Genomic DNA, 25726 nt, shown 5'->3' on the forward strand with positions numbered 1-25726 from the left:
GTGGGAGCGGGCTTGCTCGCGATGCAGACGCTGCGGTTATTCAGTCAAACCGCGTTGATTGCATCGCGAGCAAGCCCACTCCCACAATTACTTGAGGGTTACGACCTGCTGCTTGCTCAGCGACGCTCGATTGGCACGAACTTGCGCTGTTCTACGCCGATATACTCGGCGCTCGGGCGGATGATGCGGTTATTGGCACGCTGTTCGAACACGTGGGCAGCCCAGCCGGTCAGGCGTGAGCAAACAAAGATTGGGGTGAACAGCTTGGTCGGGATACCCATAAAGTGGTACGCCGAGGCATGGTAGAAGTCAGCGTTGGGGAACAGCTTCTTTTGTTCCCACATGGTCTTGTCGATCGCTTCGGAAACCGGAAACAGCACGGTGTCGCCCACTTCGTCCGCCAGTTTTTTCGACCAGCCCTTGATCACTTCATTACGCGGGTCGCTGTCTTTGTAGATCGCGTGGCCAAAGCCCATGATCTTGTCCTTGCGCGCCAGCATGCCGAGGGTGCCTTGCACCGCTTCTTCTGCCGAACCGAAGCGCTCGATCATTTCCATCGCCGCTTCGTTGGCGCCACCGTGCAGCGGGCCGCGCAACGAACCGATGGCGGCGGTGATGCACGAAAACAGGTCGGACAGGGTCGAGGCACACACACGAGCCGTAAAGGTCGAAGCGTTGAATTCGTGCTCGGCGTAAAGGATCAGCGACACGTTCATCACTTTGACATGCAACTCGCTCGGTTTCTTGTCATGCAGCAAGTGCAGAAAGTGGCCACCGATGGACTCTTCCTCGGTTACACAATTGATGCGCTTGCCGTCGTGGCTGAAGCGATACCAGTAGCACATGATCGCCGGAAAGGCGGCCAGCAGGCGGTCGGTCTTGTCGTGCTGCTCGGAGAAGTCTTTCTCCGGCTCGATATTGCCCAGGAACGAACAACCGGTGCGCATCACGTCCATCGGGTGGGCGTCAGCGGGGATGCGCTCCAGCACTTCTTTCAGTGCTTGCGGCAGGTCACGCAGTTTTTGCAGTTTGGCGGTGTAGGCCGCCAGTTCGGTTTGGGTAGGCAGTTCGCCGTACAGCAGCAGGTAAGCCACTTCTTCAAAGCGGGCTTCGGCTGCCAATTCACGTACGTCATAACCACGATAAGTGAGGCCCGCGCCTTCCTGACCTACAGTCGACAGGGCAGTTTGCCCAGCCACCTGGCCGCGTAATCCGGCACCACTCAATACTTTTGCTTCGGCCATTGCGCTCTCCAATCTTGAATTTGTTAGGGATTCGGCAACTACTTGATTCAATACATTCCCTTGTGGGAGCGGGCTTGCTCGCGATTCAGACAACACGGTTTGCCTGAATCACTGCGCTGATTCCATCGCGAGCAAGCCCGCTCCCACAACGTTTACTTCTTGCTCGCAAACACCGCATCGAGCTTTTGCTCAAACGCGTGGTAGTTGATGGCGTCGTACAGTTCCATGCGGGTTTGCATGGTGTCGATCACGTTTTGCTGGGTACCGTCGCGGCGGATGGCGCCATAGACGTTTTCTGCCGCCTTGTTCATCGCCCGGAATGCCGACAGCGGGTACAGCACCAGCGAAACGTCAGCGCCCGCCAGTTGTTCGGTGGTGTACAGCGGCGTGGCGCCGAACTCGGTGATATTGGCCAGGATCGGCGACTTCACCCGGTTGGCGAACAGCTTGTACATTTCCAGTTCGGTAATGGCTTCCGGGAAGACCATGTCCGCGCCCGCCTCTACACAGGCTGCTGCACGCTCCAGCGCCGACTCCAGACCTTCAACCGCCAGCGCATCGGTACGCGCCATAATCACAAAGCTGTCATCGGTGCGGGCATCGACGGCGGCCTTGATGCGATCGACCATCTCTTGCAGCGAAACGATTTCCTTGTTCGGACGATGGCCGCAACGCTTGGCGCCCACCTGGTCTTCAATATGAATCGCGGCGGCGCCGAACTTGATCATCGACTTGACGGTACGCGACACGTTGAAGAACGAGGAACCAAAGCCAGTGTCCACATCCACCAGCAGCGGCAGATCACATACGTCGGTAATGCGTCGTACATCAGTCAGCACATCATCCAGACCGGTAATGCCCAGGTCAGGCACACCCAGAGAACCGGCAGCGACACCGCCACCCGACAGGTAGATCGCCTTGAAACCGGCACGTTGCGCCAGCAGCGCGTGGTTGGCATTGATCGCGCCCACTACTTGCAAGGGATGCTCGCTGGCAACTGCATCACGGAAACGCTGGCCTGGACTGTTCTTATTGCTCATGACTCACCTCGTGGAGTGGCTGTCTGCTGGGCGTCTTGGTAGTGACGCGCAATATTGCGTTTCGAGGCGCCGATATGTCGGCGCATCAACAACTCGGCCAGTTCGCCGTCGCGATCGGCTATGGCATCGAGAATACGGTGATGCTCGGCAAACGCCTGATGCGGGCGGTTGGGCGTGGCGGAAAACTGGATGCGGTACATGCGCACCAATTGGTACAGCTCGCCGCAGAGCATTTGCGTGAGGGTGCGGTTGCCGCTGCCCTGAATAATCTTGTAATGAAAATCGAAGTCGCCTTCCTGCTGGTAGTAACCGACACCGGCCTGGAACGCTTCATCGCGCTCATGGGTTTCGAGCACCTGGCGCAATTCGGCAATGTCTTCATCGCTCATGCGTTCGGCGGCCAGGCGGCAGGCCATGCCTTCCAGGGACTCGCGGATTTCGTAGAGTTCGATCAGCTCGGCGTGGCTCAAGGACACGACCCGCGCCCCGACATGGGGCACACGCACCAGCAGGCGCTGGCCTTCAAGGCGATGGATGGCTTCCCGCAATGGCCCGCGGCTGATGCCGTAGGTACGGGCCAGCTCAGGCTCGGAGATCTTGCTGCCGGGGGCGATTTCGCCTTTGACAATAGCGGCCTGAATACGCCGGAACACGTTCTCGGAGAGGGTTTCAGAATCGTCTTGAGCGATTGCAGCTGGCTCCAGGGCTTGCAGCATATTGTCGACACCTTGTAAATCAATAGCGCCAAAATTAGCCATTTAAGCGTAAAGAGTCAAAGAATAAATCGATATTGTCGACAATCTACTAATACGACCTTGGTTGAATCGACAAGCCTTGCGCCCGTATTGAAACGCCCCGGCGCTGGCGCCATAAAACCATCATGTTAGAATGCCGACCGCACCAGCCCTGCCCCCCTCCATCGGGCAGCCGCACGAGGGAACTTGCTCTGTACTGCCAGTGCCTTGAACTGAAGATTGCAAGAGACCACGTTCCGATTTATGAAATTTTTCCCCCTCTACCTCCTCGCTTGCCTGCTGTGCGTTCCGGGCTTGAGCCTTGCTGGCGAAAAAACCGTGTACGGCCTGAATGAATACGCCGAACTGGCAGGCATCGATTTGCAGGTGGCGGCCAAACTCGACACCGGCGCCAAGACTGCTTCGCTCAGCGCCCGCGATATCAAGCGCTTCAAGCGTGATGGCGAGAGCTGGGTGCGCTTTTACCTGGCCATCGATGATGCCCACTCGCACCCCATCGAGCGCCCGCTGGCACGGGTCAGCAAGATCAAGCGCCGCTCCGGTGATTACGACCCCGAGTCGGACAAGAACTACACCTCGCGCCCGGTCATTTCCCTGGAAATTTGCATGGGCAAGGCTTTACGCACCATAGAAGTGAACTTGACCGATAGAAGTGCGTTCCAATACCCGTTGTTGATCGGCTCCGAAGCGCTGAAACGCTTTGATGCGCTGGTCGACCCAAGTCTTAAATACGCTGCTGGCAAACCTGCCTGCGCCGCCAACGCTCAAACCGCAGAGTAATTGAAATGCGCGCTCTTACCCTTCACCTGAAAATCTTGATCACCATCCTTGTGGTGCTGGGCATTTCGATTACTGCCTACCAGATTTTCGCCCTCGGCATTCCTGTCACCGAGGACGCGACTGACGACCTGTGGAACATCGACGCCAAAGTCGAATTCGTCGCCAGCTCCAAGGACCCGGTCAAGATCCAGATGTTCGTACCGCCGCTCAACCGCGACTACGTCAGCCTGAACGAGAGCTTTATCTCCAATAACTACGGGGTGAGCGTCAACCGGGTTGACGGCAACCGCAAGGTCACCTGGTCGGCACGTCGAGTCAGCGGCAAGCAGACCCTCTACTACCGCCTGGTGCTGACCAAGCGCTATTCCGGTGACAAGACCAAGGTCAAAGGCCCGGTATTCCGTGACAGTATCGCCGTCGAAGGCCCGGAAAAAATCGCCGCCGAAGCTTTGCTCGCACCGATCCGCCAGCACTCGGCCGATGTCGAAACCTTTATCAGCGAAACCATCAAGCGCGTCAGCAACCCCAACGATGACAACGTAAAACTGCTGCTGGCGGGCGACCCGTCGACCGCACACAAGGCGCAGGTCATCGAACTGCTGCTGTCCATCGCCCATGTGCCGATGGAAAAGGTCCACACCATTCGCCTGGTAGCCGATCAGCCGCAGAACCCGGAACTGTGGCTGCGCAGCTTTAACGGCAACGACTGGCTGTACTTCAACCCGGAAACCGGCGAGCAGGGCCTGCCGTCTGACCGCCTGCTGTGGTGGATCGGTGACGAGCCGATGGTCACGGTCGATGGCGGTAAAAAACCCAACGTCACGTTCAGCCTGAACAACAGCGAAATGAACGCCATTCGCCTGGCCAAGCTGACGGACGAAAACACCGACGCCAATTTCCTTGAGTACTCGCTGTACGGCTTGCCGCTGCAGACCCAGCAAACCTTCATGATCATGGTGATGATCCCGATTGGCGTGCTGGTGATCCTGATCCTGCGCAACCTGATCGGCCTGCAAACCCTGGGTACCTTCACCCCGGTACTGATCGCCCTGGCGTTCCGCGAAACCCAGCTGGGCTTTGGCATCATCCTGTTTACGGTGATTACCGCACTCGGGCTGACGCTGCGTTCCTACCTTGAACACCTGAAATTGCAAATGCTGCCGCGCCTGTCGGTGGTGCTGACGTTCGTGGTGATATTGATCGCGGCCATCAGCCTGTTCAGCCATAAGCTGGGCCTGGAGCGCGGGCTCTCGGTAGCACTGTTCCCGATGGTGATTCTGACCATGACCATCGAACGCCTGTCGATCACCTGGGAAGAGCGAGGTGGCGGGCACGCCATGAAAGTCGCGATCGGCACCCTGTTCGCCGCCACCTTGGCCTACCTGGTGATGAGCATCCCGGAACTGGTGTACTTCGTGTTCACTTTCCCGGCAGTCCTGTTGATCATGGTTGGCTTTATGCTGGCAATGGGTCGCTATCGCGGCTATCGCCTGACCGAGCTGGTGCGTTTCAAAGCGTTCCTGAAGGCTGACTCCTGATGTTTGGCTTCTGGAAGACCTGGAAGGCCCTGGAAGCCAGGGGCATCATGGGCATCAATCGGCGCAATGCGGACTACGTACTCAAGTACAACAAACGCAGCCTGTACCCGATCGTGGATGACAAGATCATCACCAAAGAACGCGCGATCAAGGCCGGCATTCATGTGCCGGAAATGTACGGGGTGATTTCCACCGAGAAAGAAATCGACAAGCTCGATGAAATCATCGGTGGTCGCAGCGACTTCGTGATCAAGCCCGCACAAGGCGCGGGTGGTGACGGCATTCTGGTGATCGCCGATCGCTTTGAGGACCGTTTTCGCACGGTCTCGGGCAAGATCATCAGCCATGAAGAGATCGAACATCAGATCTCCAGCATCCTTACTGGCCTGTATTCCCTGGGTGGCCACCGTGACCGGGCGCTGATCGAGTACCGGGTGACCCCGGACCAGATCTTCAAGAGCATCAGCTACGAAGGCGTGCCTGATATCCGCATTATCGTGCTGATGGGCTACCCGGTAATGGCCATGCTGCGCTTGCCGACCCGCCAGTCGGGCGGCAAGGCCAACCTGCACCAGGGCGCCATCGGCGTGGGTGTCGACCTGGCAACCGGCCTGACCCTGCGCGGTACCTGGCTGAACAACATCATCAGCAAGCACCCGGACACCACCAACGCTGTGGATGGCGTGCAACTGCCCAACTGGGACGGCTTTATGAAGCTGGCGGCCGGATGCTATGAGTTGTGCGGTTTGGGTTATATCGGCGTGGATATGGTGCTGGACCAGGACAAAGGCCCGCTGATTCTGGAACTCAACGCCCGCCCGGGCCTGAATATCCAGATTGCCAACGACTGCGGCCTGACTTTGCGTACCCACGCGGTCGAAGCGCGCCTGGAAGAACTGGCAGCCAAAGGCATCAAGGAAACCCCGGAAGAGCGCGTGCGCTTTGCCCAGGAACTGTTCGGGCATATCCACCAGAACGATTGAGCACGCACTTGTAAGTGTGTGGCTGGCTTGCCTGCGATGCAGGCGCTGCGGCCTGTCAGGCGAACCGCAGTGATGCCTTCGCGAGCAGGCTCGCTCCCACATAATGATCCTGGCAAGGTCCGAATTATGTGAGCAGCACAAACCCTGTGGGAGCTGGCTTGCCTGCGATGCAGGCGCTGCGGTCTATCAGGCCATCGCAGGTAAGCCAGCTGCCACAGGTTTGAGCCAGTATCCAACCGCATAGATTTGCGACCCCGCAGAGGACTACAATCAGCCCCCCCGCTCCGATGGCTGATTTGCTTCGCATGTTGACCTGCTCCGTACACCCCCTGCCGTACCACGCCAACCCTGCCGCGTATTTTTCGGCGATTCGCCATGCGCCCGGCGCCGTGCTGCTGGACAGCGGCCGCCCCACTGCCGAGCGTGGCCGCTATGACCTGATAAGCGCATGGCCACTTCAGGAACTGCGGGTTCAGGCCGGGGAAACAGGTCGCAGTTTTCTACAGCGCCTACGCGATAACCTGAGGCAACTGGGCCACGCCGTACTGCCCGCACAGTATGAGCTGCCCTTCGCCGGTGGCCTGATCGGTTACCTCAGTTACGACTTCGGCCGCCTGCTTGAGCATCTGCCAGCGCAGGCCAACAACGACCTGCAACTGCCCGAAGCGCAATTGGGCCTGTACGCCTGGGCACTGATCAGTGACCATCACGCAACCACCAGCCAGCTTGTATTTCACCCAAGCCTCGAAACAGCAGAGCGCCAGCGCCTGATCCAGCTGTTCAGCCAGCCTTGCCCATCGCACAACAAGCCTTTCAACCTCAAGCAACCGATGCAGCCGGATATCAGTGCCAGCCAATATGAGCAGGCCCTGGAGCAGATTCATCGCTATATCCAGGCGGGCGACTGCTATCAGGTCAATTACACCCAGCGTTTCAGCGCCCAGTGCGAAGGCGATGCCTGGAGCGCCTATGGCGCATTACGGGCCGCCTGCCCTACACCCTTCTCAGGCTTTATGAACCTCACGGGCAACAACGCAATCTTGAGCCTGTCTCCTGAGCGCTTTGTACAGGTGAGCCAGAATCAAGTCGAAACCCGGCCCATCAAAGGCACCCGCCCACGGGGCAAAGACAGCAGCGAAGATGCAGCCAACGCCGCCGAACTGCTGGCCAGCCCCAAGGATCGCGCTGAAAACCTGATGATCGTCGACCTGCTGCGCAATGATCTGGGGCGCACCTGCCGCACCGGTTCGGTGAGCGTGCCGGAGTTGTTCACCCTCGAAAGCTACCCTAACGTCCATCATCTGGTCAGCAGCGTGATCGGCGAACTGGCCGCGGGCAAAGACGCCCTGGACCTGATTGGCGACAGCTTCCCCGGTGGCTCGATCACCGGCGCGCCGAAAATCCGCGCCATGCAGATCATCGACGAGCTGGAGCCTACCCGGCGCAGCATCTACTGCGGCTCGCTGCTGTACCTCGACGTACGTGGCGAAATGGACAGTTCCATCGCCATCCGCAGCCTGCTGGTCAAGGACGGGTGGGTCAGTTGCTGGGGCGGCGGCGGTATTGTGGCCGACTCCCACTGGCAGGAGGAGTATCAGGAATCCATCACCAAGGTGAAGGTCCTGCTCGATACCCTGCAAACCCTGTAGCCCGCGCTTTTTGCTAAGATCGCGGTATTAGAGAGCGCCCAGCGCCATTCACTGTAGGAAGCCGCCTGATGAGCCATCCGTTCGACGTCGCTGAACTCGCCGCGACATACGCCAGCAAGTCCCCGCAAGATATTCTCAAACTCGCCTTTGAACATTTTGGCGACGAACTCTGGATCTCCTTCAGCGGCGCCGAAGACGTGGTGCTGGTGGACATGGCCTGGAAACTCAACAAGAACGTCAAGGTGTTCAGCCTCGACACTGGCCGCCTGCACCCCGAGACCTACCGGTTTATCGAGCAGGTACGCGAGCACTACAAGATCCAGATCGAATTGATCTCGCCGGATCAAAGCAAGCTCGAACCCTTCGTCAAAGAAAAGGGCCTGTTCAGCTTCTATAAAGACGGCCATGGCGAATGCTGCGGCATCCGCAAGATCGAGCCGCTGCGTCGCAAATTGTCGACAGTCAAAGCCTGGGCCACTGGCCAGCGCCGCGACCAGAGCCCCGGCACCCGCAGCCAGGTAGCCGCATTGGAAATCGACGGCGCGTTCTCGACTCCGGAACGCCCCCTGTACAAGTTCAACCCGTTGGCGCAGATGACCAGCGAAGAAGTCTGGGGTTATATCCGCATGCTGGAGTTGCCGTACAACAGCCTGCATGAGCGCGGTTTTATCAGCATCGGCTGCGAGCCCTGCACCCGCCCGGTCCTGCCCAACCAGCACGAACGCGAAGGCCGCTGGTGGTGGGAAGAAGCCACGCAAAAAGAATGCGGGCTGCATGCTGGCAATCTGATCGCCAAAAACTAAGCAAAATCCCCCTCCTTGTGGGAGCGGGCTTGCTCGCGATAGCAGCACCGCGGTCTGGCTGTTAAACCGAGGTGTTGCTATCGCGAGCAAGTCGAATCGTCGCACCGCCGCTCCTACCCCCGAATACACCTGCTCTTTCTTCGACCAACTTGCGTTTACCCACGACTTTCGTTGAGAATTGGTAATTATTCTCAATAACATTTAGGCAATGTCCTATGTCTTCGGGTGAACCGTCCTATCAGGCCGCCATTACCGAGCTGTACTGCGAGCATCACGGCTGGCTATTTGGCTGGCTGCGCAGAAAGCTTGGCTGTGCCCACAATGCTGCCGATCTGGCCCAGGACACCTTCGCCCGAATCCTCAATGCCCGCGAATCGGTCGCTACCCTGCGTGAACCCCGGGCCTTTCTGAGCACCACGGCACGCCGACTGATCATTGATCAAGTGCGCCGCAAACAGATTGAAAACGCCTACCTGCAAGAACTTGCCCTTACCGCCGAGGCACTCGAAGGCTTTCAATCCCCGGAGCAGATCCTGACCACTCTGGAAGCCCTGGAACAGATCGCCTTTATTCTTGAAGGCATGCAGGAAAAAGCCCGCCAGGCGTTTGTGCTGTATTACCTGGACGGCCTGACCCAGTGCGAAATCGCCCGACAACTGGGCCTGTCTGACCGCACGGTACGCAAGTACCTGATCCAGGCCCTGCTGCATTGCAGCCACAGCCTGGACACCTGAGCCGATATGTCCGAGCAGCCCCCGAGCATCGACGAACAAGCCGCCGAATGGATCCTTCGCCTGCACGAAGAAGGCTGCAGCGATGGCTTGCGCCAGGAGTTCGAGCGCTGGAAACTGCAAAGCCCGCAACACGCCGGCGCGGCGCGGCGCATGCAGGATGTGATCAACCGCCTGCAAGCCCTTCGCCAGCAATCGGTTCCGGCCAAAGCCGCGCTCAACGCGGCCTTCAACGGCCGCAAAACAGCAACCCAACGTAAGCAGATCCTGCGTGCACTACTGATAGCCAGTTGCCTGGCCGTGCCGCTCACACTGCTGATGAAAAGCCATTACCCAGAACAGTGGATGGCCGATATCAGCACCGGCCCTACTGACTGGAAAACCCGGCGCCTGGCCGACCATTCAACTATTACCCTGAGCGGCACCAGCGCCCTCAATGTGCATTTTGACGGTCAGGAACGCCGCATCGAACTGCTCCAAGGTGAAGTACTGGTCGACGTCGCTCACGACAGCGCCCGCCCGTTTTTCGTCGAAACGGCCCAAGGCCGCATGCGCGCGCTGGGCACTCGTTTTGTGGTCAAGCGCCAGGGCGACACCACGGTACTGAGCATGCTGCAGTCCCGCGTGGCAGCGCAAAGCGCGAACGAACAACAAACTCTGGAAGTGGATGCCGGCTCCCAAGCACTGATCCGCAGTGACTCCGTCGAGCTCTCCGGAAGAGTCTCACCGGCCAGCATCAATCAGGCCTGGGAGCGCCATCAACTGGTGGTTGAAAACCAGCCCCTGCCCCAGGTGCTGGATGAAATATCCCGTCATCGCCGCGGCCATCTGCAGTTCGATCGCGCAGCCCTGGCCAACTTGCGCGTCTCGGCCGTGCTGCCCCTGGACGATACCGACCGGGCGCTGCAATTGATCGGCGAAACCCTGCCCCTGCAGATCAAAACCTGGACCCCCTGGTTAATTGTGATCAGCCAGTTACAGAAACCTTAAAAATAATAATTCCCATTCGTTCCGCTTTTTTTGAGTCGGCCGTCAAGGTAGATACAACGACTCGAAAAGGATTACGTCTTCCATGCTCACCTCCTACAAACCGCTCGCCCTGGCGATTCACTTGATCGTTGCTTCGGCGGCTGGCGTGGCATATGCCTCCACAGCCCTAGCGCAGTCAGCGGCCGTGCAAAGCTATGACATCCCCGCAGGCCCGCTGAGCAGTGCCCTGAACCGCTTTGCGCAACAGGCCGGTGTAGCGATTATTTTCCAGTCAAGTGACTTGGAAGGCCTGTCCACACCAGGCTTGCATGGTGCCTACAACGAACAGGGTGGCTTCGAGGCATTGTTGCGCGGTAGCGGCTACACCGCAGTGAAAAGCGCCAACGGCTACATGCTCGACGCACTGCCCGCAGCGGGTGGGGCCCTGGAGTTGGGCGCCACCCAGGTCAGCGCCAACCAGCTGGGGACCATTACCGAAGGCAGTGGCTCCTACACCCCCGGTTCCATCGCTACGGCAACGCGCATGGTGCTGACACCACGGGAAACTCCGCAGTCGATTTCCGTGGTGACGCGCCAGGCGATGGACGACTTCGGCCTCAACTCGATCGATGACGTGATGCGCCACACCCCCGGCATCACCGTAGCCACCTATGACAGCGACCGCACCAGCTACTACTCCCGCGGTTTTGCCATCAAGAACTTTCAGTACGACGGCATTCCAATCCTGCAAGACCCGCAATATTCAGCCGGGCACACCCTGACCGACACGGCGATCTATGACCGGGTCGAGATCCTCAAGGGCGCAACCGGCCTGCTCACCGGCGCTGGCGGGCCGGGTGGCACCATCAATATGGTGCGCAAAAAACCGACCCGCGAATTCAAGGCGCATATCGATGTAGGCGCAGGCTCCTGGGAAAACTACCGCTCCGAGATCGATGTCAGCGGGCCATTGACCGAGAGCGGTAATGTGCGCGGCCGGGCCGTGGCGGCCTACCAGGACAAGCACTCGTTCATGGACCACTACAAGCGCGACAGCGAGGTCTACTACGGCATTCTTGAAGTGGACCTGACTCCGGACACCCTGCTCACCCTGGGGGCTGATTATCAAGACAACAATCCCAAAGGCTCCAGCTGGTCGGGCAGCGCTTCGCTGTTCAACTCCAAAGGCGACCGCATCAGCAACCCGCGCTCGTTTAACAACGGCGCCAAGTGGAGCAGTTGGGAGCAATACACCCGCACGGTGTTCTCGACCCTTGAACACAATTTCGATAATGGCTGGGTAGTCAAAGGCCAGTACAACCACCAGATCAACGGCTATAACGCCCCGCTGGGCGCACTGCTCGACCCGGACGCCACCACCGGGCAGGCGAAAATCCTCGCCCGCAAATACACCGGCGAATACGTCAGCGACAGCGGCGACCTGTTTGCCACCGGCCCGTTCAGCCTGCTGGGGCGCGAACACGAACTGGTCATCGGTGGCTCGGTGTCCAAATCGCACTGGACCGGCAAGGACTACACCAATGCCAATATGGTCAACAACGCTTACGACTACTACAACTGGAAAGGTGACAGCCTTGAGCCGGACTGGGGCAATGTCACTTCATACAACGATGAAACGACGCGCCAGACCGGTACATACGTGACTGGCCGCTTCAGCCTGACGGATGATCTGAAACTGATGCTGGGCACCCGGGTGGCCAATTACACCCTGACTGGCACCAGCCAGGCCAAGGACACGGGCAAAGTGCTGCCGTACGCAGCCCTGATCTACGACATCAACGACACTATCTCGGCCTACACCAGCTACACCGAGATTTTCCTGCCGCAGTCGTACTACCGCGACCGCAACAACAAGATGCTTGAGCCCGATGAAGGCACCAACTACGAGCTGGGTCTGAAAGGCGAGTTCTTTGATGGCCGTCTGAATTCAAGCCTGGCCTACTTTGAAGTACATCAGGACAACCGCCCGGAAGCGGACACTGCCTACAACGGCAACCCGACCAACCCGGATATCGATTACGCCTATAAAGGTATCAAAGCCACGACCAAGGGTTACGAAGCGGAGATTTCCGGTGAAATCATGCCGGGCTGGCAGTTGCAGGCGGGTTATACCCACAAGGTCAGTCGTGACCAAGGCGGCACCAAGGTCTCGACCTGGGAACCGGAAGACCAGATCAACCTGTACACCCGCTACAAGCTGACCGGTGATCTGGACAAACTGACCCTGGGCGGTGGCGTGCGCTGGCAGAGCACAGGCTGGCAGATGCTGACCAATTGGAATAAGGGCGGCACTGTGGAGAAATTCTCCCAGGACCCGTACTGGCTGGTTGATCTGATGGCGCGTTATCAGATTTCGAAAAACCTGTCGGCCACCGTCAACCTCAACAACGTATTCGACAAGTCGTACTACACCAATATCGGTTTCTACAACTCGTCGTACTATGGCGACCCGCGCAACGTAATGGTCAGCACGCGCTGGGATTTCTAAACCACACATAAATCCCTCTATGTGGCTGTTTCATTGTGGGAGCGGGCTTGCTCGCGATAGCCTTAATGCGGTTTCCTGAAAGGCCGCAGCGCCTGAATCGCAGGCAAGCCAGCTCCCACAGGTTTTGCCAGCCCCTGCAAATTCATATCAAACCTTTTCAACCACAAACCACACGCGCACAAAAAAGCCTGCACAAAGCAGGCTTTTTTGTTGATCACAAGCGTTCAAGGGGCTTGTGCTCTGAATATGGCGCAGCGGACGGGACTCGAACCCGCGACCCCCGGCGTGACAGGCCGGTATTCTAACCGACTGAACTACCGCTGCGCGTAACACTGTAAGTGAATGGTGGGTGATGACGGGATCGAACCGCCGACCCTCTGCTTGTAAGGCAGATGCTCTCCCAGCTGAGCTAATCACCCTTTCACTCTCATTGCGGGGCGCATCATCTCACACTTTTAATATAAGTGTTTGTTTTTATTTAAGTTTTATTAAAAAGGCATTCACAGCTACAAAACACACACGCACAAAAAAGCCTGCACAAGGCAGGCTTTTTGTTGATCACAAGCGTTCAAGGGGCTTGTGTTCAGAATATGGCGCAGCGGACGGGACTCGAACCCGCGACCCCCGGCGTGACAGGCCGGTATTCTAACCGACTGAACTACCGCTGCGCGTAACATTGAAAGCAAGTGGTGGGTGATGACGGGATCGAACCGCCGACCCTCTGCTTGTAAGGCAGATGCTCTCCCAGCTGAGCTAATCACCCTTTACTTCACTCTCATTGCAGGGCAAATTCTCTCACACTTTTAGTGTAAGTGGTTGTTTTTATTTAAGTTTTTTTCAAAACTTATAAAAACGACCGTTTCCGAAGCCCTGCATCTTTGATTTCGCAGCGAACTGCCAAACCGAAGCCTTTTAGATAAACCTGCATTCAGCGGGCCTATCCAACCACAAGCGTTCAAGGGGCTTGTGGTACAAAAAATGGCGCAGCGGACGGGACTCGAACCCGCGACCCCCGGCGTGACAGGCCGGTATTCTAACCGACTGAACTACCGCTGCGCGTAACACTGCAAGTGAATGGTGGGTGATGACGGGATCGAACCGCCGACCCTCTGCTTGTAAGGCAGATGCTCTCCCAGCTGAGCTAATCACCCTTTCACTCTCGGTGTGGCGCGCATTCTACGGAGCGACCTATAGTCTGGCAAGCACTTTTTAAAATAATTTTACCAAGCACTACAAAGGCTTAGCGCAGGGTTGGCCTATTAAGGTTATCAAGCGAATAATGCGTCTTTGTATATAGGAGTGATTCACCCCATGTGGTTCAAAAACCTGCTTATCTATCGCCTGACCCAAGATCTGCCTTTTGATGCACAGGTGCTGGAAACGGCACTGGCTACCAAACTGGCACGCCCGTGTTCAAGCCAGGAAGTAGCCACCTACGGTTTCGTTGCCCCGTTTGGCAAAGGCGAAGACGCCCCGCTGGTTCACGTCAGCCAGGATTTCCTGCTGATCGCGGCGCGCAAGGAAGAACGCATCCTGCCAAGCAGCGTGGTGCGTGATGCATTGAAGGAAAAGGTCGAAGAGATCGAAGCCGAGCAAATGCGCAAGGTGTACAAGAAGGAGCGTGACCAGCTCAAGGATGAAATCATCCAGGCCTTCCTGCCCCGCGCCTTTATCCGTCGCTCGGCCACCTTCGCCGCTATCGCGCCGAAACAGGGCCTGATCCTGGTTAACGCCTCCAGCCCGAAACGCGCCGAAGACTTGCTGTCTACCTTGCGTGAAGTGATCGGCTCTTTGCCGGTTCGCCCGCTGGCAGTCAAGATCGCGCCGAGCGCGGTGATGACCGAATGGGTCAAAACCCAAAAGGCCGCCGACAACTTCTTCGTCCTCGACGAATGCGAGCTGCGCGACACCCACGAAGACGGCGGCATCATCCGCTGCAAACGCCAGGACCTGACCAGCGACGAAATCCAGCTGCACTTGAGCACTGGCAAAGTAGTCACTCAGCTGTCTCTGGCCTGGCAGGACAAACTGTCGTTCGTGCTCGACGACAAGCTGGTGGTCAAGCGCCTGAAGTTCGAAGACCTGCTGCAAGATGAAGCAGAACAGAACGGCGGTGACGATGATCTGGGCCAGCAAGACGCCAGCTTCACCTTGATGATGCTGACCTTCGGCGAATTCTTGCCGCAGCTGTTTGAAGCACTGGGCGGCGAAGAAATTCCGCAGGGGATCTAAACGCCACTGCAACCCTGCTTCTGCCCTGTGTTGGAGCAGGTTTTGTGGGAGCGGGCTTGCTCGCGATAGCAACAAAATCGGTGACTCACAATGACCGAGTTGTTGCTATCGCGAGCAAGCCCGCTCCCACACTCATATCCACCATCATAATCATAAAAAGGAACACCATGCGCGCACTCGCTGCCTTAAGCCGCTTTGTCGGTAATACCTTTGCTTACTGGGTGCTGATTTTCGCCGTGCTGGCGTTTTTCGAACCCACCTGGTTTGTCGGCCTCAAAGGCTACATCGTGCCGCTGCTGGGCGTGGTGATGTTCGGCATGGGCCTGACCCTCAAACTCGAAGACTTCGCTGAAGTCGCACGCCACCCGTGGCGCGTGGCACTGGGCGTGGTTGCTCATTTCGTGATCATGCCCGGCGTGGCGTGGTTGCTCTGCCAGGTGTTCCACCTGCCACCTGAAATCGCCGTGGGCGTGATTCTGGTCGGCTGCTGCCCAAGTGGCACTTCGTCCAATGTGATGACCTGGCTGGCACGGGGCGATCTGGCGCTGTCGGTTGCCATTGCGGCCGTGACCACCCTCCTCGCCCCACTGCTGACCCCGGCGCTGATCTGGTTGCTGGCGTCGGCCTGGCTGCCGGTTTCGTTTATGGAGCTGTTCTGGTCGATCCTGCAAGTTGTGCTGCTGCCAATTGTGCTCGGCGTACTGGCCCAGCGCCTGCTTGGCGCACGGGTGCGCTTTGCCGTCGACGTGCTGCCGCTGGTCTCGGTGGTCAGCATCGTGATTATCGTTGCCGCCGTAGTGGCCGCCAGCCAGGCGCAGATTGCCAAGTCCGGCCTGCTGATCATGGCTGTGGTGATGCTGCACAACAGCTTCGGCTATTTGCTCGGTTACTTTACTGGCCGTCTATTTAATCTGCCGCTGGCCCAGCGCAAATCCCTGGCACTGGAAGTCGGCATGCAGAACTCGGGGCTGGGCGCCGCATTGGCCAGTGCGCACTTCTCGCCGCTGGCTGCGGTGCCTAGCGCTCTGTTCAGCGTTTGGCACAACATTTCGGGGGCGTTGCTGTCGACGTATTTCCGGCGCATGAGCGAGAAAGAAGATCGCCTGGCAGCAGCCAAATCCGTACTAGAGTGAACCTTCAGGGTTGCCTTTTAGACGAATAATGTGCAATATACTGCGCACTGCAAGGACGACCTTGCGACTCATGGAGTGATTATTCGGGGACGACCCCATCAGTTGATGGAGATAGATATGCCCTGGATTATCCTGTTTTTCGCAGGCCTGTTTGAAGTTGGCTGGGCCGTCGGCCTGAAATACACCGAAGGCTTTACCCGCCCGCTGCCTACCACCCTGACCGTAGGGGCCATGGTAATCAGCCTTGGTTTGCTCGGGCTGGCCATGAAAGATCTGCCACTGGGCACTGCCTATGCAATCTGGACCGGTGTGGGCGCAATCGGCACAGTTATCGCCGGGATCATCCTGTTTGGTGAATCCATGGCGCTGTTCCGGTTGGCCAGCGTTGCACTGATCATTGCCGGTTTGGTGGGGCTGAAGATCAGCGCATAACACAATCCTCTGTGGGAGCGGGCTTGCTCGCGATGCAGACGGCGCGGCCTGTCAGTTAAACCGCGTTGCTGCTATCGCAGGCAAGCCAGCTCCCACAGGTTTTATGTGGTACACAACTCTGATGCCTGCATGGGCAAATATGGGAGCAGGCTCGCTCCCACAATTGCATTTGCCACATTGCTTAATTACTGCACAGACCCGCGCAACGCCATCACCCGCTCACGCAACACCTTTTGCGTAGCCTCATCAGCCGCGATGGGTGCGCCTGCAACCAGGGTTACCCGCGACCACAATCGACGCAAAAAGCCCTTGTTCGGGTCCTTGCTGAAGAAACTGCCCCACAACCCCTGCAACGCCATCGGAATCACCGGTACCGGCGTGCGCTCCAGAATACGCGTCACCCCCGCCTTGAACTCGTCGACCTGCCCATCCGTGGTGAGCTTGCCTTCAGGGAAGATGCACACCAGTTCGCCATCGTTCAGATAGCGGGCAATCTTTTCAAAGGCCTGTTCGTAGATCGCCTCATCCTCATTACGCCCCGCAATCGGAATCGTACCCGCCGTGCGGAAGATAAAGTTGAGCACCGGCAGATTGTAGATTTTGTAATACATCACAAAACGAACCGGACGACGTACTGCACCACCAATCAGCAGTGCATCCACAAACGACACATGGTTGCACACCAATAGCGCCGCACCTTCATCCGGAATCAGTTCGAGATTTTTGTGCTGCACGCGATACATGGAATGGCTGAGCAGCCAGATCATAAAGCGCATGCTGAACTCAGGGACGATTTTGAAGATGTAGGCGTTGACCGCGATATTCATCAACGACACCACAAGGAACAACTCGGGAATCGTCAGCTTGGCCATGCTCAGCAACAGGATGGTGACCAGCGCCGACACCACCATAAACAGCGCATTGAGAATGTTGTTGGCGGCAATCACCCGCGCCCGCTCACTTTCCGAGGTGCGCGACTGGATCAGGGCATACAGCGGCACTATATAGAAGCCGCCAAACACCCCCAGGCCGAGAATATCCAACAGTACCCACCAGGCCTGACTGAAGCCCAGCACACCCAGCCAGTCGTTGGCCTGGATATTTTGCGGCATCTGCCCTGAATGCCACCACAGCAGCAGACCGAAGACAGTCAGGCCAAACGAACCAAAGGGCACCAGGCCAATCTCGACCTTGCGTCCCGAGAGCTTCTCGCACAGCAGCGAGCCCAGTGCGATGCCCACCGAGAACACGGTAAGAATCAGCGTCACTACGGTCTCGTCGCCATACAGCCAGTCTTTGGCATAGGCCGGGATTTGCGTCAGGTAAATCGCACCGACAAACCAGAACCACGAGTTGCCCACGACAGAGCGTGATACCGCCGGCGTCTGATTCAGACCCATGCGCAAGGTGGCCCAGGATTCGCTGAAAATATTCCAGTTCAAACGCAGCTGCGGCGTGTCCGCCGGCGCCGCCGGAATGGCGCGACTGGCCAAATACCCCAGCACCGCTACCGCGATGATCACCACGGATACAACGACCGTGTAGTTGCTCGACGACAGCATGATCCCGGCACCAATGGTGCCCGCCAGAATCGACAGAAAGGTGCCCATCTCGACCAGGCCATTACCACCGACCAGCTCTTCTTCACGCAGGGTTTGCGGCAGTATCGAGTACTTCACCGGGCCGAATAGCGCCGAATGGGTGCCCATCGCAAACAGCGCCACCAGCATCAACGCCAGATGATCGAAGGCGAAGCCTATGGCGGCAACGATCATGATCACGATTTCGCCGAGTTTGATCAGACGAATCAGACGATCCTTGTCGTACTTTTCACCGAACTGACCGGCCAGCGCCGAGAACAGAAAGAACGGCACGATAAACAGCAGCGCACAGAGGTTGACCCAAATCCCTCGGTCCCCCTCGATGCTCAGCTTATAAAGGATGGCCAGGATCAACGACTGCTTGAACAGGTTGTCATTCAGCGCGCCCAGGGACTGGGTCACGAAGAAAGGCAGGAAGCGGCGCTTGCTTAGCAAGCTGAACTGCGAGGGGTGACTCATCATCCATGTACTCAGGTTGCGCTGATGGGCTTTATCTAGGGTCTGTTGACGTTTCGTTGTGGCCGCGCCGATAGCCCATGTGGTGCAGGGCAAGGCGCGAGCAGCGTGGTTTGGTTATTCCAAATGAGCTGCGAGCAACACCGCCCTGCGCCACATGGGCTATCGGCCCTTCGGGTCGCGTGTCAAATTTCGCCAGGCTGCGTTGCAGGGCTTGGAAAGGGAACAACCATTCCCGGCGCCCCGCGCCTTGCCTGGCAAAATTTGACCCAGCGACGCGGCTCACAACGAAACGTCAACAGACCCTAGGAGGGTCGTTGTAGCACTCAGGACACAACCTTGCTCGGGTTCTGTTGGCGAACACCCCTCATTCGGAGTATTCGCACAGAACCCGAGCCGACGTCTTACTTCTTCAAACCGGCAATGCAGGGCGATACAAACAGCTCGCCGCGATAGGCGCCTTGCACGGTGCGCTTGCCCACCAGCAGCCACATCAGCGTCAGCGCCAGCACCAGTACACAACCGGCCACATCAAAGAAACTCAGGTGCAACATGCTGCCCAGGCGCAGTGTGGCCAGCGAGTAGACACCCAACGGGAAGGTGAAGCCCCACCAGCCCAGATTGAACGGGATGCCTGCGCGGAAGTAACGAAGGGTGATCAGCGCTGCCATCACAATCCACCACAGGCCAACACCCCACAAAACAACCCCCGAGATCAGGCCCAGGCCTTCGGCAATTTCACCGACCCGTGCCAGGCCATTGGCCGCAAAGATCGCCGGCGCATCGGCACCCAGCAACAGCAGGCCCAGAGCGCCAGTACCGATAGGCCCCAAAGCCAGCCAGCTGGAGGCGGCCATGCTCTCGTGGGGCAGTTTATGCAGGGCCATGCGCAGGATCAGAATGGTCAGGATGCTGAATGCCACCGGTACCGAGAACGCCCACAGTACATAGCTGGTAATCAGCACATGGAACTGCGCGACGGTATCGCTCAGGTACGGCGCCAACAGCCCGCCACTGGCCGCCGCGACTTCCGCCGCCACCACCGGCAACAGCCAGACGGCGGTCATCTGATCGATGCTGTGGTCCTGGCGGGTAAACATCAGATAGGGGATCAGCACGCCGCAGCCCAGCGCCATGGCCACATCGAGCCACCACAGCACCTCGGCCACCTGCACCATACCGTCACCCCAGCGCGGCACGCCGAACACCAGAAAGCCGTTGATGATGGTCGCCAGGCCCATGGGGATGGTGCCAAAGAACATCGACACTGTGGAGTGCCCGAAAATGCGCCGCGCCTCGTCGAAGTACAGCACCCAGCGCGCGCCATAAAGCACGCTGAATAGAATAAACAGGCCGATATTGAACAGCCACAGCCCCTCGGCAAAGGCATGTATACCGGGGATATGCACCGGCAACTGAGCCAGGGCCAGGGCCAGAACCCCCGTCCCCATAGTCGCGGCAAACCAGTTCGGAGTGAACTGGCGGATCACTTCACGGGGGTGCTGCAAGTGGCTCAAGGGCCGAATACCGGCTTTGGCTTTGTTAGGGCAAGTCATGGGTTCCTCCTGTTCCTCGTATGAGGTGCAAATAGAGTAGAACCAAATCGAATATCTATATAACGGGTAATTTCTCTAACTGTTATCTACTTAGTCTATATAAGACCTTTTCGACTCACTTCAAACCCTGCGACACCAAACCACGCATCGACCATGGTCGACACTGACGCGCCCTTAACATCATGCGAGACTAGCTGGCCGCTGCCGGATTGCAGCGGTCTTATACCTTCAGGAGTGTCCATGTCGTTGTCCAGCGGGCTGATCGCCGCCGTCGCCCTGGCCTATATGGCCATTATGTTCGCCATTGCCTTTTATGGTGACCGGCGCAGCAAGCCGCTGCCGCCGCGGGTTCGCGCGTGGGTGTATAGCCTGTCGCTGGCGGTGTACTGCACCAGCTGGACGTTCTTCGGTGCCGTTGGTCAGGCCGCCGAGCAACTCTGGGCCTTCCTGCCGATTTATCTGGGGCCGGTGCTGCTGCTGGTGTGCGCGCCCTGGGTGCTGCAAAAGATGGTGATGATCAGCAAGCAGGAGAACATCACCTCGATTGCCGACTTTATTGCCGCCCGCTACGGCAAGTCCCAGTCACTGGCCATTGTGGTCGCGCTGATCTGCCTGGTGGGGGTGTTGCCTTATATCGCCCTGCAGCTCAAGGGCATTGTGCTGGGGGTCAACCTGCTGATCGGTGCCGGCGCCGATGCCACCGGCTCCAGGGTCGAGGACACGGCCCTGATCGTGACCCTGATCCTGGCGCTGTTTACCATTTTGTTCGGCACCCGCAACCTCGATGCCACCGAGCACCACAGGGGCATGGTGCTGGCGATTGCCTTCGAGTCACTGGTCAAGCTGTTCGCCTTTCTCGCCGTCGGCGCCTTTGTGACTTATGGGCTCTATGACGGTTTCGACGATCTGTTCAATCAAGCCATGCTCGCACCGCGGCTTGAGGAGTACTGGAAAGAAACCGTCAACTGGCCGTCGATGATCGTCCAGACTGGCGTGGCGATGATGGCGATTATCTGCCTGCCCCGTCAGTTCCATGTCACCGTGGTTGAAAACATCGAGCCTCAGGACCTGCAACTGGCCAAATGGGTGTTTCCGGCCTACCTGATTCTGGCCGGGCTGTTTGTGGTACCCATTGCCCTGGCCGGGCAAATGTTGCTGCCCAGCTCGGTACTGCCCGACTCCTTCGTGATCAGCCTGCCACTGGCCCAGGCGCACCCGGCGCTGGCCTTGCTGGCCTTTATTGGCGGTGCGTCGGCGGCCACCGGCATGGTTATCGTCGCCAGTGTTGCGCTGTCGACCATGGTTTCCAACGACATGCTGCTGCCGTGGCTGCTGCGCCACAAGAACGCCGAGCGCCCGTTTGAAGTGTTCCGCCACTGGATGCTCTCGGTGCGCCGCGTATCGATTGTGGTGATCTTGCTGCTGGCCTATGTCAGCTACCGCCTGCTCGGCTCTACCGCCAGCCTGGCCACCATTGGCCAGATTGCCTTTGCCGCGGTTACTCAGTTGGCCCCGGCCATGATCGGCGCCCTGTACTGGAAGCAAGCCAACCGTCGCGGCGTGTTCGCCGGGCTGGCAACGGGCACCTTTATCTGGTTCTACACCCTGGTGCTGCCGATCATCGCCCACAGTTTTGGCTGGCACTTGAGCCACTTTCCGGGGCTGGCATGGCTGCACAGCAACCCGCTGGGTCTGTCGATTACCCCGCTGACCCAAGGCGTGGTGCTGTCGCTGGCCGGTAACTTCACGCTGTTTGCCTGGGTATCGGTACTGTCGCGCACCCGCGTGTCGGAGCACTGGCAGGCCGGGCGTTTTATCGGCCAGGAACTGAGCAGCCACCCTAGCGGCCGTTCCATGCTCTCAGTGCAAATCAACGACCTTTTGGCCCTGGCTGCACGCTTTGTCGGTGAAGAGCGCGCCCACCAGAGCTTTATTCGTTTCGCCTACCGCCAGGGCAAGGGCTTTAACCCCAACCAGAACGCCAATGGTGAGTGGATCGCCCACACCGAGCGGCTTCTGGCCGGTGTTCTCGGCGCATCTTCTACCCGCGCAGTAGTAAAAGCGGCCATTGAAGGCCGAGAAATGCAGCTGGAAGACGTAGTACGGATTGCCGACGAAGCTTCGGAAGTGTTGCAGTTCAACCGTGCATTGCTCCAGGGCGCGATCGAGAACATCACCCAGGGCATCAGCGTGGTCGATCAGTCGCTCAAGCTGGTGGCCTGGAATCGCCGCTACCTGGAGCTGTTCGACTACCCCGAAGGGCTGATCAGTGTCGGCCGGCCGATTGCCGACATCATCCGCCACAATGCCGAGCGCGGCCTGTGCGGCCCCGGCGAAGCTGAAGTGCATGTAGCCCGCCGCCTGCACTGGATGCGTCAAGGCCGAGCGCACACCTCCGAGCGCCTGTTCCCCAATGGCCGGGTCATCGAGCTGATCGGCAACCCCATGCCGGGCGGCGGTTTCGTTATGAGCTTCACCGACATTACCGCGTTCCGCGAAGCCGAACAGGCCCTGACCGAGGCTAACGAAGGCCTTGAGCAGAGGGTTGCGGAGCGAACATTTGAACTGTCACAACTGAACCAGGCACTCACCGAGGCCAAGGGTGTGGCCGAAACGGCCAGCCAGTCGAAAACCCGCTTTTTGGCTGCGGTCAGCCACGACCTGATGCAGCCCATGAACGCCGCACGCCTGTTCTCGGCCGCCCTCTCCCACCAGGAAGAAGGCTTGAGCGCGGAAGCCCGCAAGCTGGTGCAGCATCTGGACAGCTCCTTGCGCTCGGCCGAAGACCTGATCAGTGACCTGCTGGATATTTCGCGCCTGGAGAACGGCAAGATCACCCCTGACATCAAGCCTTTTGCTATTAATGATCTGTTTGAAACCCTGGGTAATGAGTTCACCGCCCAGGCGCAGGAACAAGGCCTGGAGTTCAGGGTTCGCGGCAGCCGGGCGCGGGTCAACAGTGATATCAAGCTGCTGCGCCGGATCTTGCAGAACTTCCTGACCAACGCCTTCCGCTACGCCAAAGGCCCGGTATTGCTGGGCGTGCGCCGCCGTGGCAGCGAGTTGTGCCTTGAAGTGTGGGACCGCGGGCCGGGCATACCTGAAGACAAGTTGCAGGTGATTTTTGAAGAGTTCAAACGCCTCGACAGCCACCAGACCCGCGCTGAAAAAGGCCTGGGCCTGGGGCTGGCGATCGCCGATGGCCTATGTCATGTGCTCGGGCACAGCCTGCAAGTTCGCTCATGGCCCGGCTTTGGCAGCGTATTCAGCGTCCGCGTGCCGATGGCGAAGAGCCAGGCCGCGCCGCAGCCAGTGGTTGCCGAGCAAAATGGTCAGCCACTGACAGGGGCGCGGGTGCTGTGTATCGATAATGAAGACAGCATCCTGATTGGCATGCAAAGCCTGCTGACGCGCTGGGGCTGCCAAGTGTGGACGGCACGCAATCGTGAGGAGTGCGCCGCCCTGCTCAATGAAGGCGTGCGCCCGCAATTGGTGCTGGTTGATTACCATCTGGATGATGGCGAGGTGGGTACCGAACTGATGCGCTGGCTAAGGGCCCAATTGGGCGAGCCGGTGCCGGGGGTAGTGATCAGCGCCGATGGCCGCCCGGAGATGATTGCCGAGGTGCATGCAGCAGGCCTTGAATACCTGCCCAAGCCGGTCAAGCCTGCAGTGCTGCGGGCTTTGCTGAGCAGGCATGTGCCGCTTTGATTCAACATTGTGTAGTCGCTGCCGCAGGCTGCGATAAGGTCCGTAGGACCTGCAATTAAACGGGTTGCTGCGCAACCCTTCGCAGCCTGCGGCAGCGACTACACAAATCCGGTGTTACTCCGCCGGGTGCGCCACACCATCGACATCAGTCATGGCCCGCTCCAGCAGGTCGGCCGGCAAGCTTTTGCTGGCCCGGGCCCCCAACAGCCTGAGCTGTTCGCTGCGGCTGACCAGGTTGCCCCGGCCCTCTGTCAGCTTGTTACGCGCTGAACTGTAAGCCTTGTCCAGTTGCTGCAGGCGATTGCCCACCTCATCCAGATCCTGAATAAACAGTACAAACTTGTCGTACAGCCAACCGGCGCGCTCGGCGATTTCACGGGCATTCTGCCCCTGGCGCTCTTGCTTCCAGAGGCTGTCGATCACCCGCAAGGTGGCCAGCAGCGTAGTCGGGCTGACGATCACGATATGCCGGTCAAACGCCTCCTGAAACAGATTCGGCTCGGCCTGCAATGCCGCCGAAAAGGCCGCCTCGATCGGTACGAACAACAACACGAAATCCAGGCTATGCAGCCCTTCCAGACGCTTGTAGTCCTTGCTGGCGAGCCCCTTCACATGATTGCGCAGCGACAGCACGTGCTGCTTGAGCGCGGCCTGGCCGATCACATCGTCATCGGCACCGACATATTGCTGATACGCCGTCAGGCTGACCTTGGAGTCGACCACTACCTGTTTGTCACCCGGCAACATGATCAATACGTCGGGCTGGAAGCGCTCGCCATCGGGGCCCTTGAGGCTGACTTGGGTCTGGTATTCGCGGCCCTTCTCCAGGCCCGCGTGCTCAAGCACCCGCTCCAGAATCAATTCGCCCCAGTTGCCCTGGGTTTTCTGGCCTTTGAGGGCACGGGTCAGGTTGGTCGCCTCATCACTCAGGCGCAGGTTCAGCTGCTGCAGGCGCTCCAGCTCTTTACCGAGGGAGAAACGCTCGCGTGATTCTTGCTGATAGCTCTCCTCGACGCGCTTTTCAAACGACTGGATGCGTTCCTTGAGAGGGTCGAGCAACTGCCCGAGCCGTTCATTGCTGGTTTCGGCAAAACGCTGCTCGCGCTCATCGAAGATCTTGCCCGCCAGCTCGGCAAACTGCGCCCTCAGCTCGTCACGGGAGCCCTGCAGATCGTTCAGGCGTTGCTGATGGCTGTCCTGCTGCTCACGCAACTCGGCAGCCAGGGCAGATGCATGAGCATCCAGGCGGCGCAGTTCGACTTCTTTCTGATTGCGCTCCAGGTTCCAGGCATGGGCCGCGTCGCGCCCGTTGTCGCGCTCTACCTGCAACAACTCGACTTCACGGCTCAATGCGGCCAGCTCTGCTTGCTTGGCGGCATTGGCCTGGCCCAGATCACTGACCTCATCGCGGCAGGCATCCAGTTGGGCGCTCAGGCCTTCCTGAGCCAACAGCGCCATATTCAGGCGCTCATTGAGCAGCGCAAGTTCTGCATGATGGGCACCGGCACGGCGCTGCAACTGCCAGATAAACGCCAGCAACGGTACGCCCGCTGCTGCCAGGCCAAGCAACAGACTGCTCAGATCCAGGGCCATAGCCCCTCCGC

The 25726-nt window shown here is 58.6% G+C and carries 18 protein-coding genes and 6 tRNA genes; 12 read left to right on the forward strand and 12 right to left on the reverse strand.

Annotation, left to right across the window (positions count from 1 at the left end):
• Positions 1 to 116 precede the first annotated feature (116 nt).
• From prpC to ACZRMH_RS19320, 3 genes are all read right to left on the reverse strand, one after another.
• Entirely contained in the window at positions 117 to 1244 is a 1128-nt protein-coding gene (prpC, locus tag ACZRMH_RS19310) for a bifunctional 2-methylcitrate synthase/citrate synthase (protein WP_464014793.1), read from the reverse strand.
• A gap of 152 nt (positions 1245 to 1396) precedes the next feature.
• A complete protein-coding gene (gene prpB, locus ACZRMH_RS19315) occupies positions 1397 to 2284 on the reverse strand; it encodes a methylisocitrate lyase (protein WP_464014794.1) in 888 nt (295 codons plus the stop codon).
• A complete protein-coding gene (locus ACZRMH_RS19320) occupies positions 2281 to 3000 on the reverse strand; it encodes a GntR family transcriptional regulator (RefSeq protein WP_464014795.1) in 720 nt (239 codons plus the stop codon). Before ACZRMH_RS19320 ends, prpB begins: the two co-directional genes overlap by 4 nt.
• A 282-nt stretch (positions 3001 to 3282) precedes the next feature.
• Between ACZRMH_RS19320 and rloA the strand changes: the two genes are divergently transcribed.
• From rloA to ACZRMH_RS19360, 8 genes are all read left to right on the forward strand, one after another.
• Entirely contained in the window at positions 3283 to 3819 is a 537-nt protein-coding gene (gene rloA / locus ACZRMH_RS19325) for a retropepsin-like aspartic peptidase RloA (RefSeq protein ID WP_464014796.1), read from the forward strand.
• A gap of 5 nt (positions 3820 to 3824) precedes the next feature.
• A complete protein-coding gene (gene rloB, locus ACZRMH_RS19330; RefSeq protein WP_019827686.1) occupies positions 3825 to 5357 on the forward strand; it encodes an osmotic stress tolerance membrane protein RloB in 1533 nt (510 codons plus the stop codon).
• Complete coding sequence (locus ACZRMH_RS19335) at positions 5357 to 6340, forward strand: alpha-L-glutamate ligase-like protein (protein ID WP_464014797.1); 984 nt, start codon at positions 5357 to 5359, stop codon at positions 6338 to 6340. Before rloB ends, ACZRMH_RS19335 begins: the two co-directional genes overlap by 1 nt.
• Positions 6341 to 6645: 305 nt before the next feature.
• The gene (gene pabB / locus ACZRMH_RS19340) at positions 6646 to 7989 is read left to right on the forward strand and encodes an aminodeoxychorismate synthase component I (protein WP_464014798.1); all 1344 of its coding nucleotides are present in this window, start codon (positions 6646 to 6648) and stop codon (positions 7987 to 7989) included.
• A gap of 68 nt (positions 7990 to 8057) precedes the next feature.
• Positions 8058 to 8792, forward strand: coding sequence for a phosphoadenylyl-sulfate reductase (locus ACZRMH_RS19345; protein WP_464014799.1), 735 nt, complete (start codon positions 8058 to 8060; stop codon positions 8790 to 8792).
• A gap of 215 nt (positions 8793 to 9007) precedes the next feature.
• Positions 9008 to 9526: a sigma-70 family RNA polymerase sigma factor gene (locus tag ACZRMH_RS19350; RefSeq protein WP_464014800.1), complete on the forward strand. Its 519-nt coding sequence runs from the start codon at positions 9008 to 9010 to the stop codon at positions 9524 to 9526.
• A gap of 6 nt (positions 9527 to 9532) precedes the next feature.
• Positions 9533 to 10513, forward strand: coding sequence for a FecR family protein (locus ACZRMH_RS19355; RefSeq protein ID WP_464014801.1), 981 nt, complete (start codon positions 9533 to 9535; stop codon positions 10511 to 10513).
• An 82-nt stretch (positions 10514 to 10595) separates the two neighbouring features.
• A complete protein-coding gene (locus ACZRMH_RS19360) occupies positions 10596 to 13001 on the forward strand; it encodes a TonB-dependent siderophore receptor (RefSeq protein WP_464014802.1) in 2406 nt (801 codons plus the stop codon).
• Between the two features lie 247 nt (positions 13002 to 13248).
• Here ACZRMH_RS19360 and ACZRMH_RS19365 read toward each other — a convergent pair.
• The 6 genes from ACZRMH_RS19365 to ACZRMH_RS19390 all read right to left on the reverse strand — a co-directional run bounded on the left by ACZRMH_RS19365 (position 13249) and on the right by ACZRMH_RS19390 (position 14152).
• Positions 13249 to 13325 (reverse strand) — tRNA-Asp (locus ACZRMH_RS19365).
• A gap of 19 nt (positions 13326 to 13344) precedes the next feature.
• Positions 13345 to 13420 (reverse strand) — tRNA-Val (locus ACZRMH_RS19370).
• Positions 13421 to 13592: 172 nt separating this feature from the next.
• Positions 13593 to 13669: transfer RNA gene (locus ACZRMH_RS19375), tRNA-Asp, on the reverse strand.
• A gap of 19 nt (positions 13670 to 13688) precedes the next feature.
• A tRNA-Val gene (locus ACZRMH_RS19380) sits at positions 13689 to 13764 on the reverse strand.
• A 216-nt stretch (positions 13765 to 13980) separates the two neighbouring features.
• Positions 13981 to 14057: transfer RNA gene (locus ACZRMH_RS19385), tRNA-Asp, on the reverse strand.
• Between the two features lie 19 nt (positions 14058 to 14076).
• Positions 14077 to 14152, reverse strand: a tRNA-Val gene (locus tag ACZRMH_RS19390).
• Positions 14153 to 14312: 160 nt separating this feature from the next.
• Here ACZRMH_RS19390 and rdgC point away from each other — a divergent pair.
• From rdgC to sugE, 3 genes are all read left to right on the forward strand, one after another.
• The gene (gene rdgC, locus ACZRMH_RS19395; protein ID WP_464014803.1) at positions 14313 to 15233 is read left to right on the forward strand and encodes a recombination-associated protein RdgC; all 921 of its coding nucleotides are present in this window, start codon (positions 14313 to 14315) and stop codon (positions 15231 to 15233) included.
• Between the two features lie 167 nt (positions 15234 to 15400).
• Positions 15401 to 16366: a bile acid:sodium symporter family protein gene (locus tag ACZRMH_RS19400; protein WP_464014804.1), complete on the forward strand. Its 966-nt coding sequence runs from the start codon at positions 15401 to 15403 to the stop codon at positions 16364 to 16366.
• Positions 16367 to 16483: 117 nt separating this feature from the next.
• Complete coding sequence (gene sugE, locus ACZRMH_RS19405; RefSeq protein ID WP_464014805.1) at positions 16484 to 16798, forward strand: quaternary ammonium compound efflux SMR transporter SugE; 315 nt, start codon at positions 16484 to 16486, stop codon at positions 16796 to 16798.
• A 185-nt stretch (positions 16799 to 16983) separates the two neighbouring features.
• Here sugE and ACZRMH_RS19410 read toward each other — a convergent pair whose 3' ends face one another.
• Together ACZRMH_RS19410 and ACZRMH_RS19415 are read right to left on the reverse strand one after the other, a co-directional pair.
• Complete coding sequence (locus ACZRMH_RS19410) at positions 16984 to 18858, reverse strand: MFS transporter (RefSeq protein ID WP_464014826.1); 1875 nt, start codon at positions 18856 to 18858, stop codon at positions 16984 to 16986.
• 401 nt (positions 18859 to 19259) lie between these two features.
• Complete coding sequence (locus ACZRMH_RS19415) at positions 19260 to 20411, reverse strand: TDT family transporter (RefSeq protein WP_464014806.1); 1152 nt, start codon at positions 20409 to 20411, stop codon at positions 19260 to 19262.
• A 240-nt stretch (positions 20412 to 20651) separates the two neighbouring features.
• Here ACZRMH_RS19415 and ACZRMH_RS19420 point away from each other — a divergent pair, with 240 nt between their 5' ends.
• Entirely contained in the window at positions 20652 to 24122 is a 3471-nt protein-coding gene (locus ACZRMH_RS19420; protein WP_464014807.1) for a PAS domain-containing hybrid sensor histidine kinase/response regulator, read from the forward strand.
• A gap of 114 nt (positions 24123 to 24236) precedes the next feature.
• On the opposite strand, the gene ACZRMH_RS19425 is transcribed toward ACZRMH_RS19420, so the two are convergent.
• Positions 24237 to 25601, reverse strand: coding sequence for a DNA recombination protein RmuC (locus tag ACZRMH_RS19425; protein ID WP_464014827.1), 1365 nt, complete (start codon positions 25599 to 25601; stop codon positions 24237 to 24239).
• Between the last annotated feature and the right edge of the window lie 125 nt (positions 25602 to 25726).

Source organism: Pseudomonas sp. B414, assembly GCF_055408445.1.